Annotated in this window: 11 protein-coding genes; 9 read left to right on the forward strand and 2 right to left on the reverse strand. The window is 51.5% G+C overall.

What is annotated here, in order from left to right:
• Positions 1-24: 24 nt before the first annotated feature.
• The 3 genes from Q1A69_RS01990 (at position 25) to Q1A69_RS02000 (ending at position 2,875) form a co-directional block, all read left to right on the forward strand.
• Positions 25-564: a hypothetical protein gene (locus tag Q1A69_RS01990; RefSeq protein ID WP_299580317.1), complete on the forward strand. Its 540-nt coding sequence runs from the start codon at positions 25-27 to the stop codon at positions 562-564.
• Between the two features lie 191 nt (positions 565-755).
• Positions 756-2,198, forward strand: a complete 1,443-nt coding sequence (locus Q1A69_RS01995) for an ATP-binding protein (protein ID WP_299580320.1) — start codon at positions 756-758, stop codon at positions 2,196-2,198.
• Entirely contained in the window at positions 2,192-2,875 is a 684-nt protein-coding gene (locus Q1A69_RS02000) for a response regulator (protein WP_299580323.1), read from the forward strand. The genes Q1A69_RS01995 and Q1A69_RS02000 overlap by 7 nt, the downstream gene beginning before the upstream one ends.
• A 61-nt stretch (positions 2,876-2,936) precedes the next feature.
• Here the strand turns inward: Q1A69_RS02000 and Q1A69_RS02005 are convergent, their stop codons facing one another.
• Entirely contained in the window at positions 2,937-4,700 is a 1,764-nt protein-coding gene (locus Q1A69_RS02005; RefSeq protein ID WP_299580326.1) for an aminopeptidase P family protein, read from the reverse strand.
• A 983-nt stretch (positions 4,701-5,683) separates the two neighbouring features.
• Here Q1A69_RS02005 and Q1A69_RS02010 point away from each other — a divergent pair.
• The 6 genes from Q1A69_RS02010 to Q1A69_RS02035 all read left to right on the forward strand — a co-directional run bounded on the left by Q1A69_RS02010 (position 5,684) and on the right by Q1A69_RS02035 (position 11,104).
• Positions 5,684-5,848 (forward strand): hypothetical protein, encoded by a 165-nt coding sequence (locus tag Q1A69_RS02010; RefSeq protein ID WP_299580329.1) that lies wholly within the window; start codon positions 5,684-5,686, stop codon positions 5,846-5,848.
• 428 nt (positions 5,849-6,276) lie between these two features.
• Complete coding sequence (locus Q1A69_RS02015) at positions 6,277-7,857, forward strand: peptide chain release factor 3 (RefSeq protein WP_299580332.1); 1,581 nt, start codon at positions 6,277-6,279, stop codon at positions 7,855-7,857.
• Between the two features lie 69 nt (positions 7,858-7,926).
• Entirely contained in the window at positions 7,927-8,556 is a 630-nt protein-coding gene (locus Q1A69_RS02020) for a 1-acyl-sn-glycerol-3-phosphate acyltransferase (protein WP_299580335.1), read from the forward strand.
• Positions 8,543-9,310 carry a TSUP family transporter gene (locus Q1A69_RS02025; protein WP_299580338.1) on the forward strand — a complete coding sequence of 256 codons (768 nt, stop codon included), beginning with the start codon at positions 8,543-8,545 and terminating at the stop codon, positions 9,308-9,310. The genes Q1A69_RS02020 and Q1A69_RS02025 overlap by 14 nt, the downstream gene beginning before the upstream one ends.
• Positions 9,311-9,314: 4 nt before the next feature.
• The gene (locus Q1A69_RS02030) at positions 9,315-9,665 is read left to right on the forward strand and encodes a hypothetical protein (RefSeq protein WP_299580341.1); all 351 of its coding nucleotides are present in this window, start codon (positions 9,315-9,317) and stop codon (positions 9,663-9,665) included.
• Between the two features lie 29 nt (positions 9,666-9,694).
• Positions 9,695-11,104, forward strand: coding sequence for a M20/M25/M40 family metallo-hydrolase (locus Q1A69_RS02035; protein ID WP_299580344.1), 1,410 nt, complete (start codon positions 9,695-9,697; stop codon positions 11,102-11,104).
• Positions 11,105-11,880: 776 nt separating this feature from the next.
• Here the strand turns inward: Q1A69_RS02035 and Q1A69_RS02040 are convergent.
• Positions 11,881-12,100, reverse strand: a 220-nt coding sequence (locus tag Q1A69_RS02040; protein ID WP_299580347.1) for a hypothetical protein, incomplete at its 5' end; no start/stop codon positions are given.

Here is a 12,100-nt window from a genome sequence, read left to right on the forward strand (position 1 = left end):
ACACAACCCAGGAGTGGGCAGTTTATGAAAATGCACAGGTATTTTGCTGCCGGCACGCTGGCCTGGCTGGTAGCGACCGGCACCCCCACATGGGCAGCCCAACCCAACCCCCACGCGGGACACAACGGCGATCCGCACCCGGTGGTAGAAATACCCGTACATGTCGCCGCACCACGTATTGAACTGGAGATCAGCCGAGACACGATGTCCGGTTTTAATTTACATATCGCCTACGACCGATTCGAACTGGAGTCGCCCCGCTATGCCAATGAAGCACCACAGCGCTTTCTCGAGGGACACGCGCACCTTTATATTAATGGTGTAAAAATACAGCGCCTATATGCTGCGGATTTGCATCTGCCAGAAAAATGGCTAAAGCCGGGATTCAACCAGATCACAGTAACTCTCAATGCGCACGACCACAGCACATGGAGTCGCGGCGGTAAACGGGTCCTGGCCACATTGTTTATCCAGCGCGATCGAAATAACTTAGTCCTGCACCGCTTTTCCACATCCCCCATTTCCACAAGAGAGGGCGCAGAAGTGGCGCAAAATCATCGGTGAGCTGATTACGACAACCTTCAGCGCTTCCCCCATAAACCAAGGTCAAGATATTGAGTGTATTTAAATTAAAGAATTGCCCGCCGATTTACAGAGAGTGTACGCTTGGGTAGTCATCGACATAGGCAATACCCCACACAGCGGGACAGGAAAGTCCGCCTTATTGACGGTCCGTAGGAAGAACCGGATACAAGATGTCGCTAAACATTCGCTACAAACTCAGCCTGGCATTTTTACTGACGACGGCAATTACTGTCGGCGGCATGTTTGTTTTTTTTCAGTGGAGCTTCAGCCACGGTTTCCACGCTTATATGCGTGCCCAGGAGCTGCGTGATGTGGAGGGCCTAGTGCAGGCGCTACAGCAGTTTTATCTTCGCAAGGGCAGCTGGAAATCCCTGGAAAAAAACGGTTCAGAATGGCTGGATCTGCATCGGCAAACCATTTTTCGTCAATTGGGTCACCTTCCTCCACCGCCCCCACCCAGTGGCATGCCGCCCCGGGGCATGGCCGGCCCCGGCCCTCGCCCACCCATGGGTAACTCGCTTGGGCCTCGCCTGAGCCTGTTCAACAGTGAGAAACAGCTGGTCATCGGGCGCCCCGCTCCGGCAGATGAATTGCTCTATCAGCCAATTCAGGTGGAGGACAAAACCGTTGGGTATCTCACAATCAATCCACCGCCCGCCCTATCCAAAAAGTATGAGCAGGGATTTATTCAGGAGCAGTCCCGTACCTTTGCATTGATTTCTATTGCTACTTTTATTATTACCCTGGCCATCGCTCTGCCCCTGGCCTGGCAACTTGTGCGCCCCATACGCCGCCTCGCCGAGGCCACCCATCGCCTGACCTCGGGGGATTATAAAACCCGTATCGATATTGAAAGGCGCGATGAACTGGGCCAATTAAGCGCAGACTTCAACCGCTTGGCGACAACACTTGAAGCCAATGAACACGCTCGCAATCGCTGGATGGCCGATATTTCCCATGAGCTACGCACACCACTGGCAGTCCTTAAGGGGCAAATTGAGGCGCTGCAGGACGGTGTGCGCACAGCCTCGCCGAAAAATCTTGATATTTTGCACAACAAAATTCGCCAGCTCAGCCGCTTGATCAACGACCTCTACGAGCTGTCGCTGTCCGATGCCGGCGCCTTGAACTATTGCAAGACCGACCTGCCCCTGGGCCCACTGCTCAGCAGTATGGTGGAGGATTTTCGCAGCGCCTTCGCTCAGAAGAATATCGAACTGCAACTGCACAACAAACTATCCGATAGCAAACTGATCTATGCCGATGAGGCGCGCCTGCAACAGCTGTTTGGCAACCTCCTCACCAACAGCCTGCGCTACACAGACAGCGGCGGCCAACTGAACGTCAGCACACGCGCAGAAGCTCAAACCGCTATTATCACTTTTGCCGACTCGTCCCCAGGGGTTACCAGTGCCGATATCCCCCATCTTTTCGACCGCCTATATCGCACCGATTATTCGCGCAGTCGGGGAACCGGTGGTGCCGGTTTAGGATTGTCGATTTGTCAAAATATTGTCAAAGCCCACGAGGGCAGTATTTCCGCCAGCTCATCCCGCCTGGGCGGCCTGGAAATTAGTATTTTTCTCCCCCTCACCGAGAGAATTAAATGGTAGGAATCATGGCCGCTAGGATTTTAATTGTCGAAGATGAAACTGAACTGGCGAACCTACTGCTGGATTACCTGCAGGCCGCCGATTACCGTGCCGATATACTCTCGAACGGCAATGAAGTCACTGCTCATATCGAGTCGCAGCCCCCGGACCTGATTCTGTTGGATCTTATGCTACCGGGTAAAAATGGCCTGGAGATCTGCAAGGAAATTCGTCGCTATAGTAATGTACCGATTATTATGATGACCGCCAGAATAGAGGAAGCAGACCGCTTGCGCGGTTTGGAAGTGGGCGCGGACGACTATGTGTGTAAACCCTATAGCCCCCGCGAGATCATAGCCCGTGTGAAGGCCGTACTGCGCCGCACTCACAGCACAGGACAGCGGAAGTCCGGGGATATCCAGCTACGACGTAACACCGGCCAATTATTAGTCGGCGGTCTCGATGTGGGTTTAACCGCTCTGGAATTTCACCTGTTCGAGTTACTCTACAGTGAACCCGGGCGGATTTTTTCTCGCGAGCAGATTATGGATCGCATTTATTCAGACTACCGGGTAATCAGCGACCGCACTATCGACAGCCACATCAAGAAAGTGCGCAAAAAAATTGCGGCCCTGCTACCGGAAAAGGAATTAATTCATTCCGTATATGGAGCCGGGTATAAATTTGAGGTGCAGTAATCACCAACGTCCATATTTTTTATGAAATAAAACACTGGGGGCAAGCCCCCAGCTCATCGTATTAAACGGCCTCAGTGGCCTGCTGCAGCCAGAGTGCAGTCTTCTCACTAACCAATGGCGTGATGACTTCCCGTACACGCTGGTGATAGCGATTCAACCAGTCCCGTTCCGATATGGTGAGAAGCTCCACATCAATTAAGTGGCGCTCAATCGGCGCTAGTGTTAACTCTTCAAACTGTAGAAATCCGGGATAATCCGCACTGTCTTTGACAAATACCAGGTTCTCAATACGAATACCGTATTGGCCGGTGAGATAAAAACCCGGCTCGTTGGAAAGGATCATACCCGGCTGCAGTGGCGTATTGGTGATAGCTTTGCCGATACGCTGTGGCCCCTCATGTACACTCAGGAAACTGCCGACACCGTGTCCGGTGCCGTGGGCGTAATCCAGGCCCACGTCCCAGAGTGATCTGCGCGCGATGGCATCGATTTGCTCACCACAAGTTCCGCTGGGAAAACGCAGAGTAGCGATGGCAATATGCCCCTTGAGCACTCGGGTAAAATGCTCCCGCGCCAGCGCGGGGAACTCCCCCAGGGCCACAGTTCGAGTCACATCCGTGGTGCCATCGGGATATTGGGCTCCGGAATCACACAGATAAATACTCTCCGCCTGCATCGGTAAACTCGACTCCGGGCTTGCCCGGTAGTGCACTATGGCCCCATTGGGACCATAACCCGAGATAGTTTCAAAACTGTTGCCGCGAAACCCCTCACGCTCCTCGCGCTTGCGATACAGCAGTTTTACCGCTGCCAGTTCATCCAACCCGTTTTCCACCGCAGTGGGTAACTCGGCCAGAAATTCACACAATGCGGCACCATCGCGTTCATGAGCCGCCCTGGAGCCCGCTAACTCCACCGCATTCTTACACGCCTTAGCTTGAATCACAGGATCCCGCTCCAGTAGCAACTGCAAATCCTGGCCGCGCAACTGCTGTAAGGTCCAGCAATTACTGATCGAGGGGTCCACCCAGATCTTATTCACATGGCGGCGGTGCAAGTCCTCAAATAGCTGGCCCTTTTCCGTCACCACCGTCACTTCCCGCTCCAGGTGCTCAAGGAGCCCCTCACCAACTGCTCGCTCAGCCAGATACAGAGTGGCACTGCCATCCCGAAAGAGCACCCCGCTGGAAAGCGCTACAGGCAGATGGGGAATATCATCCCCTCGAATATTGAACAGCCATGCGCAGTTCTCCGGATTCGGCAGCCACAGCGCATCCGCTCGCTTCTCGGCCAGGAGTGTGGCAATACGCTGGCGTTTATCGCTGGAGTGCTCCCCGGTGAACACGTAGGGGTGTGGACGGGCTTTACCACAGGGGGGAGCTGGTCTATCCCGCCAAATTGCATCGATTGGGTTTTTCTCCAGGGGCTTCAGAGTGATATCCCGCTCGGAGAGGCGTTTCACTAAGAGCGCCAGCCCCGGTTCCGTGTGCAAACGCGGATCATAGCCCAAAGACTGTCCACTGCTCAGTTGTTCACATACCCAGCTGGCAATGACCTGGTTATCCAGGTTTTCTAGCGCTATGGGTAAGTCTCCCAATTGCTGTTGCCCCTGCAGGGTATAGCGCCCATCCACAAACAGGGCGGCTTTATCCAGACCGATCACCGCCATCCCCGCAGATCCGGTAAAGCCGGTTATCCAGGCTAGACGTTCATCCGCCGGGGGAACGTATTCGTTTTGATATTCATCGGCACGAGGAACCAGGAAAGCCTCGACGCCCTGCCGCTGCAATTCCTCTCGCAATGCCTGTAAACGTTCCTGACTCATTCTTCCCCCATATTGACTAGAACTGCCATGACACCACCGTGGGCCTGGCGAATACAGGCCACCCTCTATAGTGGCCTTGAATCGACTGAAAAGTCGAATTGATTCCAAAAGGTGCTCAGGATTATCAGCTGTCCTACCAGCTCCGCCCATTAACGCCACCGAAAAAACTTGTAGGCCACCTTCAGAGCCCAATTTCGCAGTATACCTCACCCGCAAGACAGTGCCTGTGCCTGTCAGGCGGACTCGTTTTTCTTCCGGTTATCCAGTGATAACAAACTCAAAAATGAAATTGAATTTTTCCCTGGTGGGTTTTTCCAATCACCTTATCTTCACAATTATTTTCCACCCCTATAAATCACCAGTAGTTACAAGTTGACAACCTGCGACATATAATCAATAAAACGTATAAAGTCCTATTTTTAAGCCTCTTACTCTCGACGGCTTACGCCCCCCAAAACCAACCGCTGTCGAAAAAAAGTGTACACAAGCAAGTACACAAATCGCCTTTTGTTAACCTTTAAAAATTTTTACACAGGGAGGCTGTCATGGCATTATTTAGTACTTAGATGAAGGCCAATACGGTGAAAACCATTCGAGAATGGCTGACGGCAATGGCCTTAGCGTACGAGTCACACACCAAGGCAAAGTCATTTTCAACTTCGATACCGCTGCGACCGCAAACCAGCCCGCGTTCACCTCGGCTCCTAGCGCTTAATGACACTCAAGAATGCCAGAAACGAAGGGCAACGCCTGAAGGAAAAATGTGAACAAGGCTACGACACTAGGCTGGGTAAGCAATTTGAAAAGCAAGTAATCGTCAATGCTGATTCTTTAGAGAAGCTGCTCTTGCAGTAGTATCATTCCTATTGCAAGGAAAAAAAATGGGCCACTATAAAATCCTGCGCTCTTTCCAGTTGTAAATATTCCCAGCGCTTAGCCACCGATCTGCAGAAGAAACCACCCTGCACGAGTGGCTTGTCCTATTGGAAAAAAGGACAAAGGCCACCCTCGATATTGCCAACCACACCCTGACCAATACCAAGCAAATGCTGAAGAGGGGCGTGCGGCGCAGGCTGATCACTAGCAACCCCATTGCCAATATCAGCGCAACGGAAGATCTGCGCATTAAGACGGGCACCTGCTCCTGAGCCCAGATGAAATTAGCATGATGTGGCAGGCCGTAGAGCACTCCCGCATGGCGCCGAAAATAAGATCTTCCTCAAACTGTGCTTGGTCTATTACTGCCGCAATGGCGTGTACGTTATTGACGGTTAGGGTCAGTAAAGAAGTGACACAATACTCTGAACACTACCGTACACCAACTAATCAGTAGAGCTAATCCTGGAATGTTGGAGAAGATTCACCCAGCAACAGCACATGGACATGGCCAAATACCTACACAACCTTCAACTAGCATCCAATTAGCCTCGACCAAACTGACCAGATAGCATCCCTCGGTCACCAGACAAGAGCAAAAACAAAGCCCGATTTGATATAATGCGCCTTTCGCGATTCGGCCTTGGAGTATATTGATATATGTGTACACAGGGACGTACACAGATAAGGTTAAATCTAAGTGAACCACGATTTTTCTCAACGATTTCAAAGACGTAGAACTTTCGCAATCATTTCCCACCCGGACGCCGGTAAAACTACCGTGACCGAAAAGTTACTGCTATTCGGAAATGCCATTCAGCTGGCGGGCTCGGTCAAAGGGAAAAAGGGCCCCCACGCGCGTTCCGACTGGATGACTATGGAGCAGGAAAGGGGTATCTCTGTCACCTCCTCAGTTATGCAGTTCCCCTATAAGGAACGCACGGTAAACCTGCTGGATACACCCGGGCACGAGGACTTCTCTGAGGATACCTATCGGGTACTCACCGCAGTAGACTCCGCCCTGATGGTCATCGACGGTGCCAAGGGTGTCGAGGACCGCACAATCAAGCTGATGAACGTGTGCCGCCTGCGCACTACCCCGATCCTGTCTTTTATCAACAAACTGGATCGGGACATCCGCGACCCCATCGAGGTAATGGATGAAATTGAGGAGGTCCTGAATATTCAGGCCGCCCCAATTAACTGGCCTCTGGGTTCCGGCAAATTCTTCAAAGGGGTCTACAACTTCTATACCGATACCATCCATGTGTTTACCCAGGGCCAGGGCCACACAATTCCCGACGACATTCAAATCAAGGGGCTGAACTCCGCTGAAGCGGATGCATTACTTGGTGAATACGCCGAAGATATTCGCGAAGAAATCGAACTGGTGCGCGGTGCCACCCATGAATTTGACCTGGAAGCCTACTTGGCCGGTGAACTCACTCCTGTATTTTTCGGTACCGCACTGGGTAATTTCGGTGTGCGCGAAATGCTCGATGGCTTTGTCGAATGGGCACCGGGTCCTCAGTCCCGCGCTACTCAGGATCGTGAGGTAGCAGCAAATGAGGAAAAATTTTCTGGCTTCGTATTTAAGATCCAGGCCAACATGGATCCCAAACACCGCGACCGTATCGCCTTTATGCGAGTTTGCTCAGGCACCTATACGCGCGGTATGAAAATGAAGCATGTGCGCCTCGGTAAGGATATTAAGATCGCCGATGCCGTGACCTTTATGGCCGGCGATCGCACGCACGTAGAAGAAGCCATCGCTGGTGACATTATCGGCCTGCACAATCACGGCACTATCCAGATCGGCGATACCTTTACCGAAGGGGAATCCCTGAAATTTACTGGCATCCCCAATTTTGCCCCGGAATTATTTCGCCGTATTCGTTTGAAGGATCCTCTGAAATTAAAGCAATTGCAAAAAGGTTTGCAACAGCTCTCCGAGGAGGGTTCGACCCAGGTTTTTTTCCCCCTGGACAGCAACGACATTATTGTTGGCGCCGTTGGCGTACTCCAGTTTGAGGTTGTCGCCTATCGCCTCAAAGATGAATATAAAGTAGAAGCCATCTACGAGAATGTGAATGTAAGTACTGCCCGCTGGGTAGATAGTGACAACGCGAAAGAGTTGGATAACTTCAAACGCAAGGCCAGTACCAATCTCGCCATGGATGGCAGTGGGCACCTCACTTACCTGGCGCCAACCAGAGTGAACTTGCAACTGGCTGAGGAGCGTTACCCCGATATCCGCTTCTACGCCACCCGCGAGCACTAATTTACAGGCACTATCCGGTGAGGAAGTATTTCCTCCCGGAGACATAAGCAGTAGATTGAGAGATCGATAATGAGTCAGCAGAAAGAATTACCAACAGAAGTACCTCGTCTCGGTAACAGTATCACCTCAGCGATTGGCATGTTGGCGATTCGATTGATGGGGTGGAAGTTGGAAGGCACCTTCCCACCGGAAAAAAAGGTAATGGTGGCTCTGGCTCCACACACCTCTAACTGGGACTTTGTGGTAGCGATGCCATTTATCATGGCTTACCGGGTAAAAATTTCTTGGCTGATGAAAAAAGAAGCTTTTTTCTTTCCATTTAAAGGGTTCTTTAAGTGGCTCGGTGGGGTCCCTACAAACCGCGGGTCTGCCGGGATCATCGCTAAGCAGGTTGCTGCGCAGTACCGAAATAATGAAAAAATGTGGGTGGGCATCACCCCGGAAGGCACCCGAAAAAAAGTCACCAAGTGGAAGAGTGGCTTCTTGCGTATCGCCTATGCAGCAGAGGTGCCTATTTTACTGATAGCCTGGGATTTTTCCCGCAAACGCTTCTGCCTGGATTCCCTTTACCACCCCACTGGAGACCTGGACAAAGATATGAGAGAAATCCAGCATCGCTTCAGCAAGTATCAAGGTTTCCACCACAAGATGCAGACCAGCACCTTGGAGGGCACTGAATCCTCCCGTGATAGAAGTTAGTAGCGATATATCCAATACCACATACCTGATTCTGACCGCAGTTGCCTTTATTGCGGGGTTTATCAGTGCCATCGCTGGCGGTGGTGGAATTATTACACTTCCCGCCCTGCTCTGGGCGGGCATCCCTCCACTCGACGCCCTCGGCACCAATAAATTCCAGGCCGTTTCCGGTACTTTTTCCTCTAGTCTCAATTACCTTAAAAAAGGGCACCTCCAACTAAGACCACTGCTGCCGGGCCTGTTAGCCGCGGTCATAGGATCGGCTTTGGGTACCTGGACGGTGACGGTGTTGGGCGTAGAGATGTTGGCCAAACTGTTGCCCATCCTGATTATCGGCATCGCCGTTTATTTTATCTTTTCGCCACGTATTTCTGATACCGATTCAAAGCCAAGAATGAGACAGGGAGCCTTTAACCTACTGATTGGTGGAGGTCTGGGTTTTTATGGGGGCTTCTTTGGACCAGGTATGGGCTCCCTCTACGCGTTGGCGTTCACTGCCCTACTCGGCTACAACATGCGTAAAGCCACGGCCGCTACCAAGCCTTTGGTGTTGGCAACAAACACCACTTCACTGATGATATTTATCGCCGCTGGCCACCTATCCCTGGCAATCGCTCTCGGTATGGCACTGGCCCAGTTTGTAGGTGCACGACTTGGTTCGAATCTGGTAATTAGCCACGGGGTTAGGCTAATTAAACCCGTCATTATTTTCTCCACCCTGGCGGTGGCCATAAAACTGCTCATGGAGTCGTAGAAAAGTGACTATATTTCTCACCCTGCTGTTATCCTTCTGCGCTTTTGCCATAGTGATTTGGACTCTGATGCATCTGCGTACACCGCGATTTCGCATGGACAGAAACAGTTTTATCCGAGGGTTGGAAGATGTTCTCTCCGGCCAGGCCTCTGAAAGCGAATGGCGGGCACTCTTGGCCTGCCCTATGCGCCACGATCCCGAACTGGAGAAAATGCGCCTGGAGTGCCTTAAAATCGAAGAACACGAATACACTGGTGGCGCCCCCTATTTATTTACTCAACGTGGCCTGGAAAAACTGCGCCGAATTCGTAGCCGCCTACTGCTCGGTACACCAGACAAACCACGTAAATCTTGAATCAACGAGTGTTAGTCAAGGATAAACACATGTTCAAACCTCTGCTGTCCCTTACCGGGGGCTTAATTGCAACCGTTGCCGTCGGCATCGCCCAGGCAAAGCCTCTATCACAGGAAGATCTGTCCGTGGCCGAAGTACTGCGCGACCGCGCCCTGGCATCCTCGAATGCCTATAGCATCGTAGAATCACTCACCGTGGAAGTTGGGCCGCGTCGCGCCGGCACCGAGGGCGACCAACGCGCTGTAGCCTGGGCTCAGGAGAAAATGAAAGCGCTTGGGTTTGACCGGGTCTACACGGAGCAAATCAATGTGCCTCGCTGGACTCGGGGACATGCCCACGCCCAAGTAACTTCCCCTTTCCCTCAACCACTAGTCGTTTCCTCTCTCGGCTATAGTGTTGCCACCCCCGCGGGCGGCCTGACTGCGGAAATTATCGAATTCCCCGATGTGGAAGCCCTTCAGCAAGCATCCGAAAAACAAGTTGAAGGTAAAATTGCCTTCATCAATAAACGTATGGAAAAAGCCCGCACAGGCGAGGGTTACGGCCCCGCCGTGCAAGGGCGCAGTAAAGGCATGCGTGCGGCTGCGGAGAAGGGCGCGGTTGCACTACTTCTTCGCTCCGTGGGCACCGACTCCGACCGCTTTGCCCACACGGGTATGATGTCCATTAATGCTATCGAAAATCCGGTTCCAGCTCTGGCTCTGTCTGCTCCGGATGCTAACCTGCTGGAGGCAATGCTCAAGCGCGGTAAACCCGTGCAGGTGAAACTGGATATCGACAACCAGCGACACACCGACGGCCCCTCCTTTAACGTAATTGGGGAGATTACCGGTCGCGAAAAACCGGAAGAGGTAATGATTATTGGTGCCCACCTGGACTCCTGGGATGAGGGAACTGGTGCGCTGGATGATGGAGCCGGCGTAGCCATCGTCATGGAAACTGCACGCCTTATTGCCGAGCTGCCCGAGCGCCCTCGTCGCACCCTCCGTGTAGTTCTGTTCGGTGCCGAGGAAATTGGCCTTGTTGGTGCCAAACAGTACGTAGACGCTCATCTACACGAATTGGATAACATTGTCGCCGTGTCTGAGTCCGACTTTGGCGCCGGCAAAGTGTGGCGCTTTGACACACGCCTTCCAGAGAGTAAGTTCGATATTGCCGATCAGATGATGCAGCTACTTGCACCTCTAGGTATCGAACGCGGAAACAATACATCTTACGGTGGCCCGGACAGCAGTGTCTTTGTTGCCCGCGGCGTCCCGGCCTTTGGTCTCTATCAGGACGGCACCGACTACTTTGACTATCACCATACTCCCAACGATACCCTCGATAAGGTCGACCCAGAGAACCTGCGCCAAAATGTCGCTGCCTGGGTCGTAATGTCTTTCCTCACCACAGAGATGGAAGGAAACCTGGGACGAGTACCCACCTCCGTTAAATAAAGAATTAGCTGCCGCTATTACTCAGAGCCCCACCAGCGTGGGGCTCTTTATTTCCCCCTCCTTTTCCCCTACCGAATAAAAGCCTGTTCACTTCCCTTTTCTCACATCTTTCTCTTTCTCTTTCTCTTTCTCTTTCTCTTTCTCTTTCTCAGGAGACTCTGGATACTGGCGAACTAATCAGCGTTATTAATCCACAGATTCCAGCCTTACAACCCTGTTAATAACTGCTCTCCGTCTAATTACATCTCTGTTACTGGAAGGTTACCAACAGAAACCATGGATAGAGCTGTGCATAACTCCGGGATATCCCCTCTCAGCCTTGTCTTTCCGTGGCTCCGTAAAAGGCGGGTAAAAAAGCAGCGCCTCTTGCGCAGATTTCCACAGGGGCGCGTTATTAACAGAAAGCCTGGATAGACTTGTGCATAACTCGAATAAATCCGCTACAGGCCCCGCGGTTACAGGTGTTCTCGGTAATGCTTAAAAATCCATCGATTAATCACTGGGGTAATTTCTACTTTTTACGGGCGTGCTATCGGTACTTTTCCGGTTTTGTGTCGAGGTTTTTTTGGGGAATATTTTTAGAGGTGGAGTGTAAAAAAGCTCTGAGGGGGGATGCGCTGGAGACTATTTTTGTCGGGTTAAACCGCGCGGACTGAACATCGTGGGCAAAATTATTTGCGTGCTTTAGGGGTTTTTATTTATTTGTAAATTTATTTATTTTATGGATAGTTTTTCTTAAAAAATATCTATAAAAATCTAAATTAGACGTTCTATTTTCATGGCGTCGTTTGTTTTATTTTTTTATTCGTTTTTATTTTCTGCACTTTGCGCTTTTTAGTCTCTGCCTCTGTCTTTCTCTTTTGTTTTTCTTCTTGGCTTTTTTTGTTGCATATTTTTTTCAGACATAAAAAAAGGGCCACCCTATTGGGTGGCCCTTTCGGAATATAAGCCTGACGATGACCTACTCTCACATGGGGAAACCCCACACTACCATCG

This window comes from uncultured Microbulbifer sp., from assembly GCF_947498635.1.
Lineage (GTDB): Bacteria > Pseudomonadota > Gammaproteobacteria > Pseudomonadales > Cellvibrionaceae > Microbulbifer > Microbulbifer echini.

What these genes read in the sequence shown, in the direction of transcription:
- Q1A69_RS02020 (WP_299580335.1), top strand. Translation starts at nt 7,927, where the DNA reads ATGAGTCAGCAGAAAGAATTACCAACAGAAGTACCTCGTCTCGGTAAC.
- Q1A69_RS01990 (WP_299580317.1), top strand. Translation starts at nt 25, where the DNA reads ATGAAAATGCACAGGTATTTTGCTGCCGGCACGCTGGCCTGGCTGGTA.
- Q1A69_RS02035 (WP_299580344.1), top strand. Translation starts at nt 9,695, where the DNA reads ATGTTCAAACCTCTGCTGTCCCTTACCGGGGGCTTAATTGCAACCGTT.
- Q1A69_RS02005 (WP_299580326.1), bottom strand. Translation starts at nt 4,700, where the DNA reads ATGAGTCAGGAACGTTTACAGGCATTGCGAGAGGAATTGCAGCGGCAG.
- Q1A69_RS02000 (WP_299580323.1), top strand. Translation starts at nt 2,192, where the DNA reads ATGGTAGGAATCATGGCCGCTAGGATTTTAATTGTCGAAGATGAAACT.
- Q1A69_RS01995 (WP_299580320.1), top strand. Translation starts at nt 756, where the DNA reads ATGTCGCTAAACATTCGCTACAAACTCAGCCTGGCATTTTTACTGACG.